At 49.1% G+C, this 24,378-nt stretch carries 20 protein-coding genes; 7 read left to right on the top strand and 13 right to left on the bottom strand.

Going from position 1 to position 24,378, the window contains the following annotated elements; translation table 11 throughout:
* Positions 1-34: 34 nt before the first annotated feature.
* Positions 35-1,423 carry an alpha-L-fucosidase gene (locus BN1360_RS13585; protein WP_068780393.1) on the bottom strand — a complete coding sequence of 463 codons (1,389 nt, stop codon included), beginning with the start codon at positions 1,421-1,423 and terminating at the stop codon, positions 35-37.
* Positions 1,424-1,587: 164 nt separating this feature from the next.
* Between BN1360_RS13585 and BN1360_RS13580 the strand changes: the two genes are divergently transcribed.
* Entirely contained in the window at positions 1,588-3,879 is a 2,292-nt protein-coding gene (locus BN1360_RS13580) for a helix-turn-helix domain-containing protein (protein ID WP_068780392.1), read from the top strand.
* Between the two features lie 119 nt (positions 3,880-3,998).
* Here BN1360_RS13580 and BN1360_RS13575 read toward each other — a convergent pair whose 3' ends face one another.
* The 3 genes from BN1360_RS13575 to BN1360_RS13565 are packed head-to-tail and all read right to left on the bottom strand — an operon-like array spanning position 3,999 to position 7,555.
* A complete protein-coding gene (locus tag BN1360_RS13575; RefSeq protein ID WP_068780391.1) occupies positions 3,999-5,621 on the bottom strand; it encodes an extracellular solute-binding protein in 1,623 nt (540 codons plus the stop codon).
* A 42-nt stretch (positions 5,622-5,663) separates the two neighbouring features.
* Positions 5,664-6,572: a carbohydrate ABC transporter permease gene (locus BN1360_RS13570; RefSeq protein ID WP_068780390.1), complete on the bottom strand. Its 909-nt coding sequence runs from the start codon at positions 6,570-6,572 to the stop codon at positions 5,664-5,666.
* A 14-nt stretch (positions 6,573-6,586) separates the two neighbouring features.
* Positions 6,587-7,555, bottom strand: a complete 969-nt coding sequence (locus tag BN1360_RS13565; RefSeq protein ID WP_068780389.1) for an ABC transporter permease — start codon at positions 7,553-7,555, stop codon at positions 6,587-6,589.
* A 763-nt stretch (positions 7,556-8,318) separates the two neighbouring features.
* On the opposite strand from BN1360_RS13565, the gene BN1360_RS13560 reads away from it, so the two are divergent.
* A complete protein-coding gene (locus BN1360_RS13560) occupies positions 8,319-9,521 on the top strand; it encodes an MFS transporter (protein WP_068780388.1) in 1,203 nt (400 codons plus the stop codon).
* A gap of 406 nt (positions 9,522-9,927) precedes the next feature.
* Here the strand turns inward: BN1360_RS13560 and BN1360_RS13555 are convergent, their stop codons facing one another.
* Both BN1360_RS13555 and BN1360_RS13550 read right to left on the bottom strand, forming a co-directional pair.
* Positions 9,928-10,833, bottom strand: a complete 906-nt coding sequence (locus BN1360_RS13555; protein ID WP_229520999.1) for a hypothetical protein — start codon at positions 10,831-10,833, stop codon at positions 9,928-9,930.
* 48 nt (positions 10,834-10,881) lie between these two features.
* Positions 10,882-11,832, bottom strand: a complete 951-nt coding sequence (locus BN1360_RS13550; protein WP_068780386.1) for a helix-turn-helix transcriptional regulator — start codon at positions 11,830-11,832, stop codon at positions 10,882-10,884.
* An 81-nt stretch (positions 11,833-11,913) separates the two neighbouring features.
* On the opposite strand from BN1360_RS13550, the gene BN1360_RS13545 reads away from it, so the two are divergent.
* Positions 11,914-12,159 carry a hypothetical protein gene (locus BN1360_RS13545; protein ID WP_148466576.1) on the top strand — a complete coding sequence of 82 codons (246 nt, stop codon included), beginning with the start codon at positions 11,914-11,916 and terminating at the stop codon, positions 12,157-12,159.
* A 37-nt stretch (positions 12,160-12,196) separates the two neighbouring features.
* Here BN1360_RS13545 and BN1360_RS13540 read toward each other — a convergent pair whose 3' ends face one another.
* Together BN1360_RS13540 and BN1360_RS13535 are read right to left on the bottom strand one after the other, a co-directional pair.
* Positions 12,197-12,361: a hypothetical protein gene (locus BN1360_RS13540; RefSeq protein WP_157259349.1), complete on the bottom strand. Its 165-nt coding sequence runs from the start codon at positions 12,359-12,361 to the stop codon at positions 12,197-12,199.
* 605 nt (positions 12,362-12,966) lie between these two features.
* Positions 12,967-13,164 carry a cold shock domain-containing protein gene (locus BN1360_RS13535; RefSeq protein WP_068780385.1) on the bottom strand — a complete coding sequence of 66 codons (198 nt, stop codon included), beginning with the start codon at positions 13,162-13,164 and terminating at the stop codon, positions 12,967-12,969.
* A gap of 242 nt (positions 13,165-13,406) precedes the next feature.
* Here BN1360_RS13535 and BN1360_RS13530 point away from each other — a divergent pair, with 242 nt between their 5' ends.
* From BN1360_RS13530 to BN1360_RS13515, 4 genes are all read left to right on the top strand, one after another.
* Entirely contained in the window at positions 13,407-13,640 is a 234-nt protein-coding gene (locus tag BN1360_RS13530) for a hypothetical protein (RefSeq protein WP_068780384.1), read from the top strand.
* A gap of 539 nt (positions 13,641-14,179) precedes the next feature.
* Positions 14,180-15,970, top strand: a complete 1,791-nt coding sequence (gene pepF / locus BN1360_RS13525; RefSeq protein WP_068780383.1) for an oligoendopeptidase F — start codon at positions 14,180-14,182, stop codon at positions 15,968-15,970.
* Positions 15,971-16,068: 98 nt separating this feature from the next.
* Positions 16,069-16,392: a LapA family protein gene (locus BN1360_RS13520; protein WP_068780382.1), complete on the top strand. Its 324-nt coding sequence runs from the start codon at positions 16,069-16,071 to the stop codon at positions 16,390-16,392.
* Between the two features lie 105 nt (positions 16,393-16,497).
* On the top strand, positions 16,498-17,535 hold the full coding sequence (locus BN1360_RS13515; RefSeq protein ID WP_068780381.1) for a M42 family metallopeptidase: 1,038 nt from the start codon (positions 16,498-16,500) through the stop codon (positions 17,533-17,535).
* 267 nt (positions 17,536-17,802) lie between these two features.
* On the opposite strand, the gene BN1360_RS13510 is transcribed toward BN1360_RS13515, so the two are convergent.
* The 5 genes from BN1360_RS13510 to hemH all read right to left on the bottom strand — a co-directional run bounded on the left by BN1360_RS13510 (position 17,803) and on the right by hemH (position 24,377).
* Entirely contained in the window at positions 17,803-19,815 is a 2,013-nt protein-coding gene (locus tag BN1360_RS13510; protein WP_068780380.1) for an ABC-F family ATP-binding cassette domain-containing protein, read from the bottom strand.
* A 60-nt stretch (positions 19,816-19,875) separates the two neighbouring features.
* Complete coding sequence (locus BN1360_RS13505; RefSeq protein WP_068780506.1) at positions 19,876-20,706, bottom strand: DUF92 domain-containing protein; 831 nt, start codon at positions 20,704-20,706, stop codon at positions 19,876-19,878.
* A 2-nt stretch (positions 20,707-20,708) separates the two neighbouring features.
* Positions 20,709-21,359, bottom strand: coding sequence for a fumarylacetoacetate hydrolase family protein (locus BN1360_RS13500; protein ID WP_068780379.1), 651 nt, complete (start codon positions 21,357-21,359; stop codon positions 20,709-20,711).
* Positions 21,360-21,914: 555 nt separating this feature from the next.
* Positions 21,915-23,270 (bottom strand): CapA family protein, encoded by a 1,356-nt coding sequence (locus BN1360_RS13495; RefSeq protein ID WP_068780377.1) that lies wholly within the window; start codon positions 23,268-23,270, stop codon positions 21,915-21,917.
* Between the two features lie 162 nt (positions 23,271-23,432).
* Positions 23,433-24,377 carry a ferrochelatase gene (gene hemH / locus BN1360_RS13490; protein ID WP_148466575.1) on the bottom strand — a complete coding sequence of 315 codons (945 nt, stop codon included), beginning with the start codon at positions 24,375-24,377 and terminating at the stop codon, positions 23,433-23,435.
* Position 24,378 lies beyond the last annotated feature (1 nt).

Here is a 24,378-nt window from a genome sequence, read left to right as displayed (position 1 = left end):
ATTATCAAATTTATGAACATCCATCCGGTTTCTATTATTGAATCCGAAAAACATGGGCGATCGGGGCCTTGCCGCCTGCCTCCGCATCCGGCAGACGGACCGCGACACCCTGCTCAGTACGGCGGAACTCCAGCTTGTCACAGCTGCCCAGCAAGTCGATCCGGTTGACCTCTTTACGCAGCGGAAGCACAATCTCCTGCGGTACCGCCGCCGCTTCATCCTTGTACAGGTGGAAGGCATACACTTGATCTGCCTTTTGCGTAAACTGAAGGTTCCCGATCGAATAAGGCTCACAAATGCGCGTTCCATAAATCGCTTCACCGTATACCTTCAGCCAGTCCCCCATTCCCCGAATACGGGAAATCGCCGTTTTCGATATCCTTCCATCCGGCTGAGGGCCGACATTTAGAGCCAAATTGCCGCCTTTGGCCACGATCTCTACCAGCAGATGGATCAACTCTCGCACCGATTTATAATGATCTTCATAGCGGAATGAGAAGGCCGACCCCATCGTGATGCAGCTCTCCCAAGGTACATGAAGCGCTTGTTCCGGCAGGGTCTGCTCCGGTGTAATCAGATTCTCATAAGGACCTCCCACCGTGCGATCCGCGGATAGCAGCCACGGTTGAATCTGCCGCGCCTTCTCCACGACCTCGCCCAAACGGATATTCTGATCGCGGTAATCATTCACCCATCCGGCATCAAGCCATAACACGTCTATTCGACCGTAATTCGTCACCAGCTCCATAATTTGCTCATGCGTGAACCGGACAAACTGTTCCCACAACCACGGATATTCCTTCGGATCGTAGGTTGGACCGCGCGATGTGGTCGTTCCCGGGCGTATACCTGGCGCCCAGTAATACGGCGTATGCCAATCCGCTTTGGAGAAATAAGCGGAGATGCCTAGCCCTCTAGCGCGGAAGGCATTAAACAGTTGCTTCGTAATATCGGCATACTTATGAGTATGGAACGGACAATCCGGACCTGTAATACGGTATCCGGTCGTACGCGTATCCCACATACAGAACCCGTCATGATGCTTCGTCGTAAAATTCAAATATTTGAATCCGTTATCAGCAGCGAGGCTCGCCCACTGTTCAGGCTGAAATCGCAGCGGATTAAACGTCTTGTTCAAGGCGAAATACTCCCGCTTAAGCTCTTCTGCATCAAAATCCCAGTCAATCTCATTGCGCGACCATTCCTGATCCTCATCGCTCAGCGCCCAGGATTCTACCAGACCAAGCTGGGAATAAGGACCCCAATGCATCATCAGGCCAAGCTTCTGATCCTTGAACCACTCCAGACGTTCAAGCAGCAGCGGGTCCTCAGGCTTCACCCAGCTTGCTTCGCTGCTGTAGTTATGAACTCCTTGTTCTACAACGGATTCGAATTCATCTGCTGACCCTTTGTTATCACTCATGTTATTCCTCCGTCCTTCTACTTTTAGTGCTATGCCATCCAGGTCCGCCGCCGCTAAGGCTGTTGTTTTTGTAACCTCCTCTATGTCCAAATAAAGAATTTGTTGGTATCATTGTTATCAATACAGAGACATAGTGAGTGATCAGCTATTAGGGGGCGGAATCCTTGAGAGTCAACTATTTTAAATCCAAGCTATTTCTGAAGTACATCTGGTCTTATTTGTTCATACTGCTGATTCCCTTAATATTTATGACCGTACTGATTTATAGAAATGCGGTCACCAGTCTGCGCATGGAAATCGAACAATCCCGCCTTGCCCAATTAACTCAAGCCAATGTAGTTATCGATGGCCGGATGAAAGAACTGGGCGAAATTGCTACCCGCATCTCTTATGACAGAAGACTTACCAACTATCAGGTTCATGATCCGGTCACCAGCCGTGAATCCATTCAGGCCCTTGATCAATACAAAGCAACGAGCTCTATCATCGGAGAAATATATTTGTATTTTCACAAGGATGATAAAATATACTCCAGCAAAGGCTTGAATGACCTGAATGTATTCACCGACAACCTCCGTTTCACAAGCTGGGATGAGACGACCCTCTTTTATGACCTGAATATGACTAAATATCCAACGATCCGGCCGGCCGACATCGTCAGCAATCCCAACGGGATGGAGAAATCGATGCTGGCTTATTTAATCCCAATTACGCCTAACAGTCCTACTCCGCATGCCACAGTCATGTATTTAATCAATGAATCCGAACTGACCAGCCTGGTAGACTCGATCCTGGGAAGCTACAAAGGCCAAACATACATTCTTGATAATGAAGGAAATATTCTCGTCAATAACCGTCAAGGAGAAGACCTGACCAACTCTGATACAAGGGCGCTGCTTAGCGATCTGACACCTGGGATTGAGGACCGCATCGTCAACGGCCAAGCCCATTCGATTGTATCCGTCAAATCCGAAGCCAACGGATGGACCTATGTAACGATCATGCCAAGCTCCCAATTCTTCAGCAGTGTCCTGCATGTGCGCAGCTTCATGGGCATGCTCTTCTCCATCGTTGTTATCGTTGGCATAGCGATCGCACTCGTCCTGGCCAGAATGCAGTATCAGCCCATCTCAGTGCTGGCCCATTTTGCCGCCGCCAATTCCAGTTCCACCTTGGGCAACAGCAGCTTTGGCAACGAGCTGGATCGAATCCGCACGGCCTTGCAGGAATACAGTTCTAGAGTTGATCTGCAGGAACCTTTCGCCCGCCATCATTTTCTGTCGATGCTGCTCAAATATGGAAGCGCTCAAAGCCTTACCCCAGAGCTGCGCGAGGCTTTTGATCTTGAATTCAACCGCTCCCATTTCTTCGTAATGGTGATCGGCTGGGATGAAGACGAGCAAAACGGCATACAGGAGCATCAGGAAATGATCGGACTGCTGACACAAATTGAATTCCCGGAACTGGCTGCCCACGGATATGGCGTTGAACTGTCACGGATGGATCAGATCGGTCTGATCATCAATTTCGATCTTGACGATGAGTCCGCCGAGTTCGCCCATATACGACTGATCAGCGAGGCGGTACGCAGCAACCTGCTGGACAGCTTCGATATCGTTCCAACAATCGGGGTCGGCACCTCTTATTCCGGTCCGGACCAGCTGAATCAGTCCTATATTGAAGCTTGCTCGGCCTTTGAAATGCGGGTGTCCACCGATCGCGGCTCGGTTAACTATTTCGATAAACTATCCGATACGCCAGATCATACGTTCTGGATTCCGAGCAACAATCTGCTCAAGCTATCGCAGAGCCTCAAGCAAGGCAGCTATGATGTTGCGTCGCAAATCATCCGCTCTTCCTTCGCCAGCCTGCAATCATCCGGGCTCTCGGCATTGTATATCCGCTGCATCTGCTTTGATCTGCTGAATACAATCCTTAGAACAGCTACTGAACCGGGTTATCACTACAACCTGATGCAGGAGCTTGCACCTAATCTGCTGTACAGCAACTCCTTGGGCGAGCTCGAGGACGGTCTGCTGGAACTCGCTTCAGAGATCTGCCAACAGGTCGAGCAGAAGCATCATAAGGAAGAGCAGTCGATCATGGACCGCATCGTTGCCTATATTGATCAGCATTATATGGACAATACCCTGAGCCTGGAGACGGTCGCCTTTGAATTCGGCATTTCACCTTCGCATGCCAGCCGCACCTTCAAAGAGAAGGTCGGACTCAACTTTATCCAATATGTGTGGCAAAAAAGGATTGAAGAAGTAAAATATCAGCTCAAGATGACCAATGATCCGATCAAAAGTATAATTCAAAGGGTCGGTTACCTTGATTCGCCGAACTTCATCCGCAAGTTTAAAAAAGAGACAGGCTACACACCGGGCCAATACCGCAAACTGTTTTCAGATCTTGAGGATCTTCCGCCGGAGCCCGAATTAGACGCCAAATAATGGTGAAAGCCAACATCCGGTTATTACACCGGGATATGTTGGCTTTCATGTTTTTTAGCTGCCAATTCCGTCCTGCTCCATATACTCTTTGTTATTGATTAAGCGGTTTTTCGCACCGATTAACGGTCATAGGCAGCCTGATACAATTCAACGATGCGGTCTGCGCCCATCTTCTTGATTTGTTGCACATACTTATCCCAGTTGGACAGCGGCTCCTGCCCTGTTACGAACTTCGCCTCCATCTGCTGTACGTACGTATCCAGATCAGAGAACAAGGCGGTCGCTTCGCTCTGCTCCTCATTCGTCAAATATACGTTAGGGAACGGGGCTCTGCCGATCGGAACCAGCTTCTCGGCATTTTCATTATCAATCCAGGTATCAAAATCGCTCTTTAATCCTTTTGTCAACTCACTTGAGTTCATCCCCGGCGTCAGAATGCCAAAGTTTGGAGTCAGCGTGCCGCGGTATTCCTCGCGATCCTTGCCTCCTGGAACAGGCAGCCATTCTTTCTCATGTGTATCCTTGTTTGTATATTTCCACAGCAGATCCTCAGGGCCTTGAGAGAACAAGGTAGCACCTTCATAGCTGTATTGGTAATCGATCCAGCGCATCGTGGCTTCCGGATTCGGGTTCTTGCTCGTAATTGCAAACGTACCGTTGGTAGAAATCCCCGGGTGCTTGCCGTATACCGGCGAACCTTCGATCTCGCTCTTCACCGGAGTCATCAACGGGTTATCGCCGCTAGGCTCTCCGCCGAGCGTAAAGTAAGGGAAATAATCATTGAACACCGCTATCTGATTGTTCACTCCCTTGGCTTTCTTCTGATCCGGCGTTTGGGAGAATGTCTCATGATCCAGCAGTTCTTCATTCCAGAGACGGTTCAGGAACGTTAAATAGCCCTTGTAGCCTTCTTCCTGCGGTGAATAGTGAACCTTGCCGTTATCATCGTTATAGATTTTCTCATCATACATCCCCCAGAAACCGAGGAAATACATGCGCAAATCATCCAGTTTAACAGAGGTCAGCGGAATTTCATCCTTCTTTCCATTGCCGTTAGGATCTTCTTCCTTAACGCGCTTCAAGTAGTTATATAGTTCTTCCGTAGTCTTCGGCAACTCGGTTACATTGAGAGCTTCCAGAAATTTACCGTTATACCACATCGGGCTGCGGTACCACACTGCGGCCAAATCAACATAAGGGAGTGCGTAGATATGCCCGTCCGGTGTGGTGAACGATCTGCGAATCTCGGGATGCTCATCAAATATCGCCTTGATGTTAGGCGCGTACCCTTCATCGATATATTTTTCCAGAGGAATAAGTACCCCTTGCGATCCATAGGTGACTTGCTCCGCTGGCTTAAGGTCCGCAGCGTAGAATACATCCGGCAGGTCTGCGCTGGCAAACACAAGATTCTTCTTGGTCGCAAAGCTATCGATCGGCGCAAGCTGATAGGTTAGTTTGATTCCGGTCAGCTTTTCCATCTCTTGCAGGACAGGCATGTTATTCCAATCGGCCACCCCTGCATCCTGCGACATCAATGAGAGCGTGAGCGGTTCATCCACGATCGGGAACCCCTCTTTTTTGACTCCATTAGCAGCAGTTGCATTTTGATTAGCCGAATCCGTTTTATTATTGGACGCGCCATTGGATGGATCTTTGGATGAACCGCCACAGGCCGCCAGTAAACCAGCAAATAAAGCGAGGCAAAGAATGATGGATGATAACCTTGCATTTTTTTTCATTATGTCATTGCTCCTTCTATAATATTATTTCATTTACCAAGATCAGCCCTTGACGGAGCCAATCATAACCCCCTGAACGAAATAACGCTGTAAGAATGGATAGACAACAATTACGGGCAGCGTAGCTACAATGATGACTGCATATTTAACCAGAGCGGCAATCTCCGCCTTGGTATTCATCGCTGTAGCTGTGGAAGAGTCGATCACTCCGCCGCCCTGTGCAGACATCTCCTGGAGCACCAGGATCTGCCGCAAGACAAGCTGAAGCGGATATTTCGCTGAATCATTCAGATAGATCATCGCCGAGAAATAGCTGTTCCAGTGACCAACACCGTAGAACAGAGCCATAACAGCTACGATCGGCATCGATAACGGCAGGATAATTTTCAGAAACAGCCGCATATTCGTACACCCGTCAACTTGAGCCGCATCCTGCAGCTCTTTGGGAATAGAGCTCTGGAAGAAGGTCCGTGAGACAATAATATTCCAGATCGATGCGGATGCCGGGATAAGGATGGCCCACATCGAATTGATCATGCCAAGCTGTTTAACCAGCAGGTATGAAGGCACCAAACCTCCACTGAAGAACATGGTGACCATGAACATCCCCATAAAGAAGTTGCGTCCGATAAAATCCTTGCGGCTTAAGGCGTATGCGGCGGGCAGCGTAACAATCAGATTAATCGTCGTGCCCACTAGAGTATATAAGATGGTATTTTTATAGCCGATCCAGATGCTCGAATTCTGGAATACGCGTTTATAACCGTCAAAAGTAATTCCTCTAGGCCACAGCCACATCTCCCCGGAAGCAACAAATTTCGGATCGCTGATTGAGGCGCTGAGCATATAGACCAAAGGATACAGCACAATTAAAAAAGCAAAGATTACAAATAAGTAGTTGCAGACCACAAATATTTTGTCTCTTTTCGTCTCTCTTACACCTGATAGCATTCATGCCCCTCCTCCTACCACAAACTGTTCTCGCTGGTACGGCGTACAATCTGATTCACAGTAATCAGCAGTATGCAGTTGATCACCGAGTTGAATAAGCCGATCGCTGTTGAGAAGCTGTACTGCGCATCCACGAGCCCGGAGCGGTACACGAAGGTGGAAATTACGTCCGAAGATGTCATATTCAACGGATTTTGCAGCAGCAGGATCTTCTCGAAGCCTACCCCCAGCAAGCTTCCCATGTTCAAAATAAGCAAAATGGTCATCGTTGGGAGCAATGTTGGTATATTAATGTGACGGATGCGTTGAAACCGCGAAGCTCCGTCGATAATCGCTGCTTCATGGAGCCCGGGGTCCACGCCGGACAGCGCTGCCAAGTAAATGATTGTTCCCCAGCCCGTACTCTGCCATACGCCCGACAGGACATATATCGTCTTGAACCATCGTGGATCCGTCAGAAAAGCTGGCGCTTGCAGCCCGAGCCCTTCGATCAGATGGATGATAATCCCCGTGGACGGAGACAGAAATGCAATAATCATCCCGGCCATTACCACGACAGAAATGAAGTGCGGCGCATAAGTCACCGTCTGGGCCAGCTTTTTGAAAAAGCCGTTTCTGATCTCATTAAAGGCTAAAGCCAAAATGATCGGGATTGGAAATCCGACGGCCAGTTCATACAAGCTGATACTCAGTGTGTTCCACAGCAAATCCCAAAAATAGTATGAATGGAAGAATCGTTCAAAATGATCGAATCCAACCCACGGACTTCCCGTAATGCCTTTGGTAGGAATGAAGTTTTTAAACGCAATCTGAATGCCATACATCGGCCCGTATGAAAAAATAAGAAAGTATAAAAATGCGGGCGCAATAAAGATGTACAGCTCCCAGTTCTGGATGATTCTCTTCCAAAGGCTCTTGCCGGCGCCGTTCTTCCCGGGCTTTAACATAATCTCTCCTGAAACAGCAGCTTTGGTGTTTTGCATAGGATCACCCCTTTCAGTATGATTTCTTAGATGCGTTTCGAGTGCTGCTCATCATGATGTCGTTTGCGAATCCTGCAGGATTGCTAGCGCTTACGAATTTAACGATAACGAGGAGGGAGGCAAACGTAAATATGTGGTTTATGAGCCTTCTCATTCCGCGCCGCATAAGCCTCGGTGCTTTTCGACACTGACTGGTGACAACACCTGAATGTGTTTTTTTTGCGCCAAAAGACAGCGTTTACATCCAAATATCAAATTTAACCAATGATTTGGGTTTGTCAATCCTGTACTTCGGTTGCGGGTACAAGCTGCTCCCCCTGAGCATTCTCTTAGCTAAGCTCAAAAAATACATATCATAAAAAAGACAGCTGGATCGCTCCAAGCCGTCTCTTCCTGTTGAACCCTATTATCTATTCAGTGATTTCGTTCGGGATGAGGTTACGGCTGCTGTATAAGTCTGTAAAGTATGACCGCTGTTTCCACGTGCGTGGCTTTCCTGAGCGGCAGCAATCCTCCTTCACAGTCTCTGCTGAATATGCCGATGTTCTGTTCAGTCAGTCTTAGAGCCGACAGCACCCAACCGACCAACCGAATATCCTGCTTAATATTACATGTTAACGATTTATTTTAAAAATGAACGGAGATAATAATCTCCCCTCTTTTTCCGACGGGTTATGATATACTAGCGTTGACTATATTGCAGACTTGGCTGGCATCATCAGGCTGCTGTATAACACCACCGAAACGAGGTCGTCATCACTATATGGAATCGTCTTCATTATCTCGGCCCAATCTGTCATCGATGCGCGCTTTCTCCTTTACCATATATGGAACGATGGTGCTGGTCAGCACCTATTTTCCGCTCTTCTATGCCAAGCTCGGATTTTCGAACAGCCAAATCGGGGTCTTGTACGCACTGGGACCCATGATTTCTCTCATAGCCAATCTCCTATGGAGTATCGCCAGTGATAAATATAGAACCGTCAAAAAAATCATGTGCATTCTGTTAATAGGTCAAATCATCATGTCTTACATCCTTTCGATTTCAACCTCTTTTTCTATGATTATGCTGATGATTACGATGTTCTATTTCTTCTTCTATCCTGTCTTCCCACTGTCCGATACGATTGCGATTAATGCTGCCAAGCAGCATGGCAAGAGCTTTATTACCGTTCGCATCTTCGGCTCTATCGGCTACGCCTGCTTTGCTCTCGTCATCGGGTATGTGCTATCGGTAATCGGCGCCTCCAGGACGATGTGGGTTACTATGGCTATAGCTGGCATTGCACTGCTTATTACGTTGTTCATTCAGGATCAGAGCAGCCCCGTGGCAAAAATGAACATGTCCGGAATCTGGTCTATCCTGCGCCAGAAGGAGCTGCTATGGTTCTTTGGCTGCGTCTTCTGCCTGGCTATCTCGGCACGTATGAACGATGCCTTCCTAACTATTACGCTGAAAGATCTGGGAGCCGGAGAAAATTTAATCGGCTGGGCTCAGCTCGCTTCATCCTGCTCGGAAATACCGATCTTTCTGTTTCTAAGCATTTATGGTGACCGATTTAAGGAGCTGCCGCTGCTTATTTTTGCCAGTCTAGTATTTGCAACCCGATTCCTGCTCGTCAGCCTAACGGGATCGGCCTATGCGATTATCGCGATCCAATTCATGCATAGCTTCTCCTTTGGCATTTTCTATGTTACAGCGATTCGGATGCTTACCCGCCTGATTCCCGATGAATACCGGGCGACCGGGATGGCCTTGTTCACAATTGCATGGTCCAGCGCTTCCGGTCTGCTCAGCGGCACCTTGGGCGGAATCGTATTTGAGCAGTTCGGCCGCCAGCGCTTCTACCTGATTGCCATGACATTTGCTCTCATCGCTTGCGTCGGATTTGCAACCCGCTATCTTCACCGCGATCCGGCCGCCATCCGTGCAAATCAGTCTATCGGCTCTTCAAAGAAGGGTTAACTCTTTTACATTGAAAAAAGCAGCCTGCGCTCCCTGTGGGAGAACAGACTGCTTTTTAGGATTCATGATTGTTGAAGGGATAGATCATCCGTACTTTATAGATCTTCCTGAGGGAGATGAGCCGGGCATAGGGGGAAAATACGCTTGGTTCACCCGGGCTAATATCGATGTGATTCGTAAATAATCCACGGTTTACCGAGATTACACTCTCCGGTGTTCGGTTCCGATGACACCCAAAAATCCGTAACCGCAGACATCGGGCTACGAAAGCACCGAGCGTTTCCGCTTAAAACTGAATGTAAAACTGTCGATTCCCTACTTACTCCTCAGCACAGCTTAGCTCGATACTCGATACCCGATGCTCGGTCCAGCACAATTATTAGATAGCTTGCCTTGTCTTATTGCTTTACACCAATCGCCCATACGACTTTAACGTGATTAATCGGTCTACGGTTATCGAACCGCGCCATTCCTGCTCGCCGGCCGGACTGACTGCCGGAAAGTTGATATTCCAGCCCCCGTCAGCTTGCTGATCGGCCATTAACCAATCCAGATGCCGCTCGATATCAGCGGGCTGGAGAAGCCGGTAAGCATAACTGTCCGGCGTTTTCGCGTAATCGAGAATCTTATGGACGTATCCTTCGGCATCGACGTTCTTCTCTATACCTTTCGATCCGGTTAACCACTCATCAAGGATTCCTTTGTATTTTGCCGTCCGCTCCCGCTCTCCTGGTACCGTCTCCAGGAAGGAAATCCATTGCATTGCATCATGATAATCACCGGGGCCTGCCGAAGATTCCTCCAGACAGCGCCATATAAAGCTCACATGCTCCTGGAACCATCGTTCTGTTTGAAATGCAGTGCGCGCGGATTGTCCGAGCAGGAGGCCCATAATGCTTCCTGTAGGATTTAGCGACGGAATATCGTCTTGTTCTGTTGTCCACCAAGGAGCATGCGGATAATCGTTCACAGCCATTGTAGCCCGCGGCAGACCGCCTCCAGATAGGCTTATTCCCTGCAAATAGGACAGGATACCGTCCAGCATTACATTGCTGTCAAACCCGCCGACCTCCTGGATGATTAGCAGAGCTGTCTCCGTGGTCACAGGCTGACTATGCGGACAGCGCATATCCGGCTCCAGGGCGTTCCCAAAGCCGCCATCCTCGTTCTGATAAGCCTGTAAAGCACACAATATATCCGCCTTGGAGCCATTTTCGAAATGATACGCGAACCGCACCCGATCCAGCAATCTTGCATTTTTATAGATAAAATCCTTGCTGCGCTCCAATACAGATCTGCTTTCATTTTTCAAATTACCAGCCTCCTCTATTTCTTTTATTCCTTTGAGATTTCCCGGCAGTCAGTCATTGCCTGAATATTTTCGTACCAGCTGCTCCGCTCTCACACGGAGCTCTTCCTGAAGCCGTATAGGCTCCAACACTTCGGCATCAAGCCCGATATAATAGAAAAAATCCACCGCCCAGTTCCATTCCGATGCCGGGCAATCAAAGGCAACCTCCCATTCCTCATCCCCAGTCTGCTTGACCAGATGCCCCATATGAGGATCTTGCTCTGCCAACAACGCCCCGCGATAGGTGAGCTTCGCATATATATGTACAGACTGCTCAAGCACTGCCGCCCCCTTAGACGAACTCAGCGAATCAAGCTCTTGTTCCACTTCAGACTCCGGCATGTTGGAGGCCTCCACTTCTACGAAGCGGTCCACCCGAAAGGTACGCACTTCCCCATGCTGGGAAGAGTACGCTTCACAGTACCAGAACCCGTGAGCTGCATACACTCGCAGCGGACGAATATTCAGTTGCCGACTGTGATTCTGCGAACGATACAGCGTTAATAACCATCGCCCTTCCGCCGCATACTTCATCAGCTCGCTTAAATATGGCGTTTTATAACGCCGATCCGGCACCTCCATTTCTACATGCCCCAGCAAAGGAGTAATTTGTCCTAAAGTATGCTCCGGCAATACGGAACGGATCTTGTCCCTCACTGTCCATCTGGCTTGTTGAAACGAGCTGTCGCTGTACTTCGTCATCCCGTTCAAAGCAAGCAGCAGGACCAGCGCTTCCTCCGTATCCAGCTGCAGCGGGGGCAGTCTGTACCCTTCCATCAAGCGGTATCCACCGCCAGGACCGCTCACCGCGCAGATCGGGACCCCGATCTCAGACAAGGCCTGTACATCGCGCAGAATCGTCCGCTTTGACACCTCCAGCTTATCGGCAAGCGATTGCGCCGTTTCCGTCTGATGCTGCAGCGCCAGCACAATAGCCATCATTCGATCCATCCGTTTCATCGCTGATCCTGTCCCCCGTTCCATCCAAATATATCAAACCATTGGTGACAACAGCTTGTCGCCAATTTTAAAAGTTACTGTATGTATATAAAAACATTATCCGGTACATTATTCTGTATCGGTTTAACAATTGTTTTGTGCAGTTCAGTTGGGCTGGCCCATGTTGCTTATGTTGCTGGTATTGCTGGACTTTGCCGTTACTGCTGTATTGTCGATATTCCGAGTCTAGCTGATATTACTGATGTTGCTGATATTCCGGTCGCTGATATTGGGAATCTTGCTGATTTGGCCGATACTGCCGATTCGACGATATTACCGTTCTGTTGATGAGCCGTTGCTGCTGATATTCCGGGTCTACCTGATATTACTGATGTTGCCGAAATTCCGATCGCTGATATTGGGGGTTTGCTGATCTTGCCGATACTGCCGATTTGACGATATTACTGTTCTGCTGATGTGCCGTTGCTGCCGTTACTGCCGACCTTGCTGATATCCCCGGTCCTTCTGTTCCTGCTGGTATTTCTGACATTGGGCTTTCCCCAGTAATTTCCGGGAATTCAACTCGCTTAGCTATTTTCCTGCTCCCCTTCGTACCCCGCCGTTCTCTAACGAAACGTAGTATCGCTATTCGAGCTAAAAAGAGCTCCTGAAAATTGTAACGAAACTGTGTATCGCTATTTGGGCTAAAAACCGACCAAAAGCCTGTTTTTTGAGTAAATAACGTTCTGTAGTTTCGCTAGATTTAAAATGCCCTTGATTTTAGGCCAATAACGCTCTGTAGTTTCGTTAAACTTGAAGTGCCCGGGTCTGAGTCAATCACGCCCACGTTTTCGTTAAACTTGAAGTGCCCGTGATTTCATCTCAACAGCGCCCTGTAGTTTCGGTTAGAAACATAGTCCACTTGAGATTATCTGCGCAACTGCGCATTATACACAAAACCCGGCGCCTCGCCATCGGAGGCATGTTACAAGTGTCGATATCGAGGCGCCGCTTGCTGCTGTAAGGAAGCAGGCAAATTGCCAGCATCTTCACCAGGCTTCAAACGCAAAAAAACACAGCCCTAATTAGAGCTGTGTCTTTCATTATCGCGCTTGGAACCAAACTTTATAAGTGATCCGTTAAACGGAATAGATCTTATAATTTGATTACGTTAGCAGCTTGAGGACCACGGTTGCCCTCAGTGATTTCGAACTCAACGGCTTGGCCTTCGTCCAAAGTTTTGAATCCGTCGCCTTGGATTGCGGAGAAATGTACGAATACGTCTTCGCCGCCTTCTACTTGAATAAAGCCATAGCCTTTCTCTGCGTTAAACCATTTAACTGTACCTTTCAAATGAACAACCTCCTAAAAATAATCGCCATCATTGACGAATAACCATATTATACTCTATGCCCATAAACAATGCAACGTGTCATTTTGCTAAAAAATCTTTTAATTCTATCCGGACAAGCCCCTTTTTTATTTGCTTTCCTTCATATAGTACGTTATCATTTTCATAAAAATGTTCCACTTCAAGATGATAAAAATCATAAGCAATTTATCGTCACAAATGATGTACAGATCGGAGAGTCATAATGATAAAAAAACATCAAATATACAAACGCGACAAATGGAATATGATGACTGTAGAGGTGCAAGGCAAGTATATTATTCTGCGTGAGATTTCGGACCAATGGGGCGAGGAAACACATACATTTCTAAGCCGCCCCGCCCTCATGAAATGGGCTGCTGACCGGTTCCCGAAGGAGGACTTCGTAGACCGGGAAGAGGAATGGAAAGAGATTATGGACGCTTTCAAGCTCGTCTAGAAGGCCTGTCCGAAGACACTTTTAACTGGTATGCAATCGCGGCCCCCAACTGGCGGCTGCGATTCTAAAATATGTAGAAAGCGAGTATTTTCATGGAGAGCACTTATCTAATCTTCATTATTTGCGCATTCTGTCTTGGGCTTGTAGTGATTTTAAACAAAAATTCCATCCCGCCCAAACTGAAACGCGGACTTGCCATCACCTCTATATTCATGATCGTGGCAGCCTTTATTTTAATCGTTTACAGTTTTTGGAATCTGGGTTGATTCAAAGTTCCGAAGGATAGCTGCCGGCAAATAGAACTCACCAAGTGAGGATATACTAACTCCTATAAATTAACAGTGTATGTTCAAAAAGCCCGATTTTCAGCACTCTTTTGAACTACCTCTGAATAGGAGGGTACTCCCAACTTGAACCAACATTCCATACTTCCTCTCTTGCTATCCGGCTGCCTGCTGTTCTCCGGAATTTTCGCTAACACCGCTTTTCAACAACCAGCATCTGCAACTTCATCTCATCCAAAACAGAGGAGGATACCAATGAGCACATTACCAAAACGATCCGCAGTTGAGGCAAACAATACTTGGGAGCTTAATGACCTGTTCACAGGCCAGCAGTCCTGGGACGCATCCTACAATGAATTAAAGGAATTAAAGAAGAAGACGTCGGAATACGAAGGCAAATTAAACACTCCGCAAGTCATCAAGGAAGTGTTCGTACTCGAGGATGACATTTCTCTCAAGCTTGAGCGTCTATACGTGTATGCTCATCTTCATCACGATGAAGACACTACCAATCCTACATATCAGGCACTGCTGCAAAAAGCCAAGAAATTAAGCGTTGAGGTGAGCGAGGCATTATCCTTCATCACTCCTGAAATTCTGTCCCTTCCTGAGAAGGAGCTAGATGCGCTAATCGATAGCCCTGAGCTGGCCGACTATAAGTTCACGCTCCAAGAGATCAAACGCGAGAAAGCCCATGTTCTTAGCAAGACTGAAGAAGCGCTGCTTGCTCAGGTTGGCAATCTGTCTCAGGCGCCGCAAAGCATTTTTGGCATGATCAACAACGCCGATATGAAATTCCCGAACATCGAGGATGAGAACGGCAAGGAAGTTCCGCTTACCCATGGCAGCTATATTCAATATTTGGAGAACCCGAACCGGGATGTCCGCCGCCGTGCCTTTAAGGCCGTCTATGAGACTTATGCCAAGCAAAAGAATACGATTGCCGCTACCCTTAGTGCGAATGTGAACAAGAATATGTTCTATTCCCGCGTTCGCAAATACCCTTCCGTGCTGGAAATGTATCTGCATGGTGACAATATTCCCAAAGAGGTTTACACCAATCTTATCGACACCATCCATGAGAGCCTTCCGCTTCTGCACCGTTACATGAAGCTGCGCAAGAAGCTGCTGGGCGTGGATGAACTGCATATGTACGATTTGTTCGCTCCACTAGTCGAAGAATATAAATGGGATATCACTTATGATGAGGCCAAGCAGACCGTTCTTGATGGGTTGAAGCCGCTTGGCGAGGAATACCTTCAAGTGCTGCGCCAAGGCTTTGAGCACCGCTGGATCGATGTATATGAGAACGAAGGCAAACGGACCGGCGCGTATAGTTGGGGCGCCTACGGCACACATCCATATGTTCTGCTTAACCACAAGGACAACCTGAACAGCATGTTCACCCTGGCGCATGAGATGGGTCATGCCCTACACTCCTATTTCTCAGACGAAGCTCTGAAATACCGGGATGCGCAGTACACCATCTTCCTGGCCGAAGTGGCTTCGACGACGAATGAAGCATTACTGATGGATTACTTGCTGAAGAAGTCCACCGATCCGAAGCAAAAGCTCTATCTGCTGACCTATTATGCGGATCAGTTCCGTACGACGATCTTCCGTCAGACCATGTTCGCCGAGTTCGAGAAGATTGTGCATGAGCGTGCTGAGGCTGGTGAGTCATTGACACCGCAAGAATTGTCGTCCATCTACTACGATCTCAATGTGAAATATCATGGCAATGAAATGAAGGTCGATCAAGATATCGAGATGGAATGGGCACGGATTCCGCATTTCTACACCAGCTTCTATGTGTACAAATATGCGACCGGCTTCTCCGCAGCTACCAGCTTTTCCAAGAAAATTCTTGATGAAGGCAAGCCTGCGGTCGATAAGTATCTCGGCTTCCTGAAGAGCGGGGGCAGCGATTACTCCATTAACATTCTGAGCAAAGCCGGAGTCGACATGTCGTCTCCTCAGCCAATCCGCGAAGCGATGAGCGTGTTCGAAGATGTTATCAAACAAATGGAAGAGCTGACGAAATAATAGCCGTTTGGCCCCTCCTCACATAACATCGCCAAAAAATCCCTTGCCCCTTGTGGGAGAGGGATTTTATACTGTCAATAAGAAGGAGGTGTTCCCTCATGAAAATCCAATGGTCTCTTATTCTCGCTTTGATATTTGCGTTGATTACTGCTGTCTTTGCTGTAATTAATGTGGACATGGTCGATGTGAACCTACTGTTTGGAACGGTAAGCCTGCCGAAAATTCTGCTTATCCTTGGTTGTACGCTGCTCGGCGGCATAATCGTTGGTTCCTTCGGCATTTTCCGCGGCTACCGCCTGCAGAAGCAAGTCAAAACACTGAATGCCAAGCTTGTACATATTCAGGAAGCTACAGGCTATGTTTTTCCGGAAGCAAAGCCGGAAGAATTGCCTGCTGAAGAACAGCCTACAACCAACAGCTAATCGGCCATTTCTCTCATCTGGGAAATGAACCATAAGTAGACTTGCGAACTGAATCGCACAGTCTCAAGCTGACAGCACTTGATTGAACGATGGAGGATTGTAAATATGAATATAAAGCCCAATGAAGCTTATATTTTGGATCTCTTAAAAAGATTGCTAGATACGCCAAGCCCGACCGGGTATACACATGAAGCCATCGGGCTTGTCCGCGCTGAAGCCGAATCGTTAGGTGTCCCTTTCTCCCTGAATGAGAAAGGCGGCGCTTTGCTCACCTTGAAGGGCAGCGATTCGTCCCGCCGCATCGCGCTGAGCGCGCATATTGACACGCTTGGAGCAATGGTCCGCTCGATTACCTCGACCGGAACGCTGAAGCTAACCTCGGTTGGCGGCTTCTTGATGAACAGCATCGAGAACGAATACTGTATCATTCATACTCGTGATGGCAAGAAATATACCGGAACGATTCTATCCCAGCACCCTTCCGTACATGTATACGATGATGCCCGTACCTACAAGCGGGAAGAAGCCAATATGGAGGTTCGCATCGATGAACGGGTGGAGAATAAAGAGGATGTTTTGAAGCTTGGGATTTCCGTGGGAGACTTCATCTCCTTCGATTCCCGGGCCGTCATTACGCCAAGCGGATATGTAAAATCCCGTCATCTGGATGACAAAGCCAGCGTTGCCGCTCTGTTTGGACTGATCGAATCGAGCAGGCGCGAAGGCTGGATGCCAAAGCACGACCTCGTATTCCTCCTCTCCAATTATGAAGAAGTCGGTCATGGTGCAGCTTGGCTGCCGGAGGGCATCAATGAGATGGTTGCCGTTGATATGGGGGCAATGGGCGATGATCTCAGCTGCAAGGAGACCGATGTGTCGATCTGCGCCAAGGATTCCAGCGGCCCTTATGATTACGATATGACTGGCCGATTGATCGAGCTGGCCAAGCAGCTTGAAATCCCGTACGCGGTTGATATTTATCCGCATTACGGCTCGGACGCTTCCGCTGCCCTGCGCGCCGGCAATAACATCCGCGCCGCTCTGATCGGGCCGGGCGTTCATGCCTCCCATGCCATGGAACGGACGCATAAACAAGCGGTTATTAATACAGCCAAACTGCTCGCTGCCTACGTTACAGAGTAAGCGTGATTGCGCCGCGATCTATAGCGATAGATATAAATAAGACGCCTCTAACCCCAGTATAAATGGGACAGGGGCGTCTTTTTACCCGGTGCGTATTCATCCATAGCAAAACAGCTCAAAACCTGCAAAAATGCAAGTTTTGAGCTGGTAAAGGCAATGCCCTCGCTGGACAGCAACCCACCATCACAATCGCGAAGTTATATTTTTTACTACGAATTGCGCGGTTTACAGGGCCTAGGTTACAAGCCAAGCAACGCCAGGCTTAATCTATTGATTACGCTGGCTCTCGATCTTCTCAGCAAGCTCGTTCAGATAGGTCCAACGCTCGATCAAATGCTCCAGCTCTGCTTCTGCCGTCTGTTGCTCCTGCATCAGTTCCTGAAGCCTTGCTGCATCACTAGCGGCTTGCTCCATTTCCACGCTAATCTCAGTCAGCCGCGCTTCTGTCGCCTCGATCTTCCCATCGATCGCTTCATACTCGCGCTGTTCGTTGTAGCTGAACTTGAGCCGCTCCGTGCGCGCAGCACGGCCATCGGTTCCAGCAGCCTCATCCTGAGCAGCCGCTCCGTTTAGGCTGCCGCTGCCATTCCGGCTCACATTCCCACCGCTGCCGCTGCCTTGATTGCCGCCTTTGCCTGATCCGCCACGCTCCGGCTCCGCATCGTGGCCGCCGCCAAGGTCACCACGCTGTACACGCTCCTGATAGTCACTATAATCCCCAACGTGAACAGCTACTTTTCCATCGCCTTCAAAGGCCATAATCTTATCTACGGTACGGTCAAGGAAATAACGGTCATGAGATACTGTGAATACAGCACCCGGGAATTCATCCAGATAGGCTTCCAATACAGTCAAGGTCTGAATATCCAAATCATTGGTGGGTTCGTCCAGCAGCAGAACGTTTGGCGCGCTCATCAGCACGCGTAGCAGATAGAGCCGCCTTCTCTCTCCGCCGGACAGCTTCTCGATCGGCGTCCATTGCATCGCGCCCGTGAATAGGAAGCGCTCCAGCATTTGGCTGGCGCTAATGCGCGAACCATCCGCCGTAGTTACAAGCTCTGCTTCTTCCTTAATATAATCAAGGACACGCATCTTACCGTCCATTTCCTGATGCTCCTGTGTATAGTAGCCCAGCTTGACCGTCGTACCAAGCTCAATCTCACCCGCATCAGGCTGAATACGCCCGGCAATCATGTTGAGCAGCGTCGATTTGCCGCTTCCGTTCAGACCGATAATCCCGACACGGTCTCCGGGCACTGCCGTATAATTCAAGCCGTAGATTAACTGGCGCTCCCCGAAGGATTTGCTCAAATCGCTGATCTCGAGAATTTTGCGCCCCAGCCGGGTGGAAGCGACGGAAATATCTACAGAGTCACTCTTATATTCCGTCACCTGCGACTGCAGCTTCTCAAAGCGCTCAATTCTCGCCCGCTGCTTCGTGGAGCGTGCCTTCGCACCGCGGCGAATCCAGGCCAGCTCGGTGCGCAGCAGATTTTGCCGCTTCTGCTCCGATGCTGCCTCCCGCTCCTCCCGTTCGCTCTTCAGCTCCAGAAAACGGCTGTAGTTCGCTTCATAACGGAACAGACGCCCATGATCCAGCTCCAGCATGACATTGCAGACCCGATCAAGGAAATACCGATCATGCGTAATCAGCAAAAGAGCACCGCGGCGCTTCTGCAAGAAGGATTCTAGCCAGCCGACCGTATCATTATCGAGATGGTTCGTAGGCTCATCCATAATCAGCAGCTCCGAAGGAATGATTAACGCGGACGCTAAGGCTACCCGCTTCCGCTGGCCGCCGGACATACTACCGATCTTCTGGCTGAAATCGGTAATCCCAAGCTTGGATAGAACTGTCTTGGCCTCATTCTCCAGATTCCAAGCCGAGGTCCGATCCATCTCCTGCGTTAATCGGGTTACACGCTCCGCAAGCCCCTGGTCACCTGGCAGCATTTCCAGCAGCTCCATGGCCTCCATATATTCTGATACGACCTGCAGCTGCGCATCCTCCCCCTGAAATACCGCTCTAAGCACCGTAAGCTCAGGGTCAAATTCCGGGTTCTGGGCCAGATAGGCAACCCGGACATCCCGATTGATAGCAACCTTGCCCTCATCGGCCTGATCAAGTCCGGCAATGATGCGCAGGAATGTTGATTTCCCCGTCCCATTTACCCCGATTACACCGATTTTATCGTGCTCATCCATTCCGAAGGAAGCGTCCTGGAACAGGACCTTCTCGCCATAGGTTTTCGTCAAATGCTCTACTGTCATGATATTCATAAGTGATTTCCCTACTTTTCTGTTCGATTAATTCGAGATTACTGATAGGTAAACGCCTAGCTAGGCCAAAAAAGCTCCCAATCCCCAGGCAATGAATCCAGCTGCCACTGAGCTGATCAGATTTACCGCATCATTATTCATCCAGCTCCATCCACGCGCCGCTGCGGTCGGTCGCCCGCAATGCTCACCAACCTCGACGATCTTGCCGCATACTTCACAGCGGAACATCTTCTGTACCGTTGCCCCCAGCAATGAATCCGCCATCGCGCCGGCAAATCCCGACGCTCCGCCGATAACAATCCATTTCCATAACCCGATCGATATTAAGCCTTGCATCGCGCCCTGCATACCTCCGGTCCATCTCAGCAGCACCCAAGCGGCCCCCCCAATAACCCCGGCGCCAATCAGCGCTGCCATACTGCCTAATGAAGAGACCCCGCCGGATGTTCCCGGTGGAACAACCCTCCAGTTCACTACGGAACGAGGAGGTCTTTTGCTTAGTCCACCCCACTCTGTAGCCCATGTATCCGCTGTTACAGCAGCCATCGTACCGATAAAAAAGTATCCCCAGACCGGATTCGGCCACAGCGCATTTAATATGCAAGCAGCCATCCCAAGCCCGCCATTTGCCAAGACTTGGCCAGCGTCACGCCGTCCGCTCTTGGCATAGGATTTCTCCAGCTCAGCCTTGCGATCGCCGCGAAGCTTGGAGAATATGGAGGAGGTCACGAAGAAGAGGATCAATATCCCGAACCAAAATAAATTACCGGCTGCATAATATACCGTGCCCATCATGACAGCAGCCACAGCCCCTGATAGAGATAAGGACTTCTTCCAATAAGCAGCTCCGGCAATCAATAGGGCGCATAATGCCCCAATAATCCAATCTATCATTACGACCGTCCCGAAGCTGTCGGCCCGCTCCCGATCACACAGCTGCCAAGTACTTGGGAGCCATAGGAGATTTCAAGTTGGTCACCCTGATATACCGGGCCAACTCCCTCCGGAGTCCCCGTAAAGATATGGTCACCTTCGCCCAGACCATAACGTTCAGCCACGAAATCGATAATTCGCTGCAGCGGAAAGATCATATTAGCGATATTGCCGCGCTGAACAATCTCACCATTCTTGCGCAGAATAAAGTCCTCCTTCGCCGTCTCTTCCGTACCCGGAAAGGCGATGTAAGGGGTCATCGGAGCGGAGCCGCGGAATGCCTTAGCCGCCGTCCAGGGATGTCCTTTGGCCTTCAGCTCAGTCTGGACATCACGCAATGTGAAATCAATGCCGAGCGCCATCACATCAACGAGTTCATCGACGGACATCCCCGGCTTATATTCCCGTGCGATGCGCAATACGAGTTCTGTCTCATAATGAACCTCCCCCTGATCTGGTGGCAGATCAAGCCGAGCACCCGTCATTGGCACGACCGCATGGGACGGCTTCATAAATATCATCGGTTCCTTGGGCACAGCATTGCCTAATTCCTCAGCATGCAGTTGATAGTTGCGTCCTACGCAATATACATTAGCGATTGTTTTATTCACTATAGATTTCTCCTTTAGATTAAGAGGTAGTTCAGGAAGTCCACTTTTGATAAGAAAACCGATCGCAGCCGTTCAATTAAAGAGCAGCCCCGAGTCCGTGAATCAAAAGGAAGATTTTCTTGCAATATGGAATTTTAGCAGCTCAGCTCTTCGCTCCAGCTTCATTTCACAAAAGTATTTTGCAAAAACGCACCTTGGAACCGTAAGCTTCGGTGCTGAAAACCGTTTCCGTTGAACTTTCATTTGTTGATATGGTTAAATCTATGTACAAATATATTTGCAGAAAATAAGCAAAAAACAACGAGCGCCAGGCGGCCTGTACCCTGAGGAAATGGTTGTCAGCCCCTTTTCGTACCCGTTGTCATCTTTCGCACGAATATCCAGAGCGGAATTCAGCGTACCTATGTCGATTGTGACATAGAAACCTACCTTTTTGCAAGTATCTGTGACTTATGTCAACGCTCCGTTTACAAGCCCTAGAAATCTCCAATTAAAAATGCCGACCCATAAACAGATCGGCGGATAATTTCAATAAGCACTATGTTCGTTCACTCATCAAGATTTCTTTCTTACTTCCCCGGAAGCATCGATCTTAATTCCCGGCGATAAAACCTCTATGTCCTTCAGCATTTTGGCCCCATCCTGCTCATTCATCGGAACCGGCTGGCCAATCTCCGTGAGATAAGGGGTCAGCTTTAATTTGCAGTCTCCATTCTTGCTGCATTTCGCCGAGAATACCGCTGTTTCCCAGGTCTTCGGATCATTCGATTTCGTAAAAATAAAATTCCCCGTGCTGTACACTACCCATTTGCCCTTATAATTCTCAATTCCTTGCATTACATGGGGATGACCGCCGATGACCAGATCAGCGCCGGCATCGATGAAGGTGTGGGACAGATTCGTCTGATGTTCCTCCAGCTTGGTCACCCTCTCCTTGCCCCAATGAGTGACGACTAGCACCAGATCCGCCTTCTTGCGAGCCTCCTTAATGGCTTTCACCGCGAGAGTGGAATCATATACGGCTGCAACTCCGGCGTTCTTCTTAGTAGCAGCCCAGTCTGCCTGCGGGATCACACGGCTAAATCCGCAAAGCGCAATCTTCATCCCTTTGCGTTCGAAGTAGATCGGCGCATATGCCTCATCGCTATTTCTGCCCGCACCGACATATCGGATCTTATTGTCCTTCAAATGCTGAATCGTATCCAGCAGCCCTTCCACCCCTTGATCAAGGGTATGGTTGTTGGCCAGATTAACCGCATCAACACCGGCCTTGACCATCTCTTCAAGCGCCTTCGGCGAGGACTTAAATACGAATGTCTTGTCTTCAGCAGCGGTTCCTCCATACGTCACTGGCGTCTCCAGGTTGAGCACGGTGAGGTCGTCACTCTGGAACAGCTCCTTAACATACTGATAAGGATAATCATACCCCTGCTTCTCTAGGACTTTGGCCACATTTCCGGAGAAGATCGTGTCTCCGGCAAAATGGATCAATACCTGATCGCCAGAGACCGTCTCCTCTGGTGTCGGCTCCAGATCGCCGTTCAGATCAGCATCGACTGTGTTGCCGGATCCCTGCTCCGTATCGTCCAGCAATCCGTCCGTGGATGAGTCATTCTGCCCATCCGCATTCAAAGCGGAATCAGCCTGAGCGGAACTATCCTCGCCTTCATTTGACGGCTCATTCTCATGCTGGGAAACATCCGGCATCTCATACAGACCCGGATCGGTCTGCTCCTGCTGCTCTACATTCCTGCTATTTCCCTGGACCGTACGATAATCAAGATAGTAATAAGTCCCTAGCACAATAATAATAAAGATCAGAAGGCCGTTCACCGCCAGCCAAAAACGGCTTAAGCGGCGTTCCTGCTCTTGTTTTCGTTTTTTATTTTTTTCAGATCTTGGTGGATACATCCATGAGACTCCTTTGAAAACATGATTTGTTCAAGACATCATTGATTTTATTATATCAGGGCACTACAAATAAATAGAACCCTTCGCCTATTTTACAGGGAAGGGTTCATAATTTCACGTTTGTTACATTAATGAAACTACTTTGGCAATAGATTTAGGAATCTATTTCAAATCTGTTGCTTGTTTCATCACGCACTCAGCCAACGTCTCCATATAAAGCGGATCGGTTCCCAAAGATTCGATACGCTCGAGGCGCATATCCAACTCCTTGGCAATCGTCTTCGCTTCAATATCAAGATCATATAACACTTCCAGGTGATCCGATACGAATCCTACCGGAGCCACAAGAATATCCTCTACCTGTTCTTGGCTTAAGCTGCGAAGCGTATCGAGAATGTCAGGCCCCAGCCATGGATCGGCTGTACGACCCGCACTCTGCCATGTGAATTGCCAGTTATTCACGCCGGCTTCCGCTGCTACGGCCCCCGCTGTCTCCAACAGTTGATCCTGATACGGATCTCCCATCTTCAGGATGCGTTCAGGCAGACTATGCGCGCTGAACAATACTTTAACCTGATCCCGGTCAGCGCCGCCTTCTTTGAACTGATCCAGCTTGGCACACACCCGGTCTGCGAACGCCTTAATCAGCTTCGGATGCAGATGATAACTATGTACGAAACTCATCTTTACGCCCAGCTCAGCCGCCTTCTCCTCAGCCCGCTTAATATACCCGCCAATGCTCATCACCGAATAATGCGGAGCGAGTACAATGCCGACCGCCTGCTTAATACCATCGCGAGCCATTTGCTCTACGCCATCCTCGATAAAAGGACGGGCATGCTTCAATCCCTGATAACAGACAAATTGCTGATCCGAACCTTGGTTCAGCTGAGCCAGCGTCTCCTGCAAGGCGGCTACCTGCTTATCTGTATTCGCACGCAGGGGGAACACGCCGCCAACAATTGCCTCATAACGTTCTGTCAGTTCCTGAAGCTGCTCCGGAGTCGGGGGATGCCCGCGCCGTATATGTGTGTAATAAGTCTCTACTTGATCCATACTTTCCGGTGTGCCATAAGACATCACCAATACGCCGATTTTTGTACTCACG

Origin of the sequence: Paenibacillus sp. GM2 (assembly GCF_900069005.2) — a bacterium.
In the GTDB taxonomy this organism is placed as follows: Bacteria; Bacillota; Bacilli; order Paenibacillales; family Paenibacillaceae; genus Fontibacillus.
This window is presented reverse-complemented; position numbering and strand designations above follow the sequence as displayed.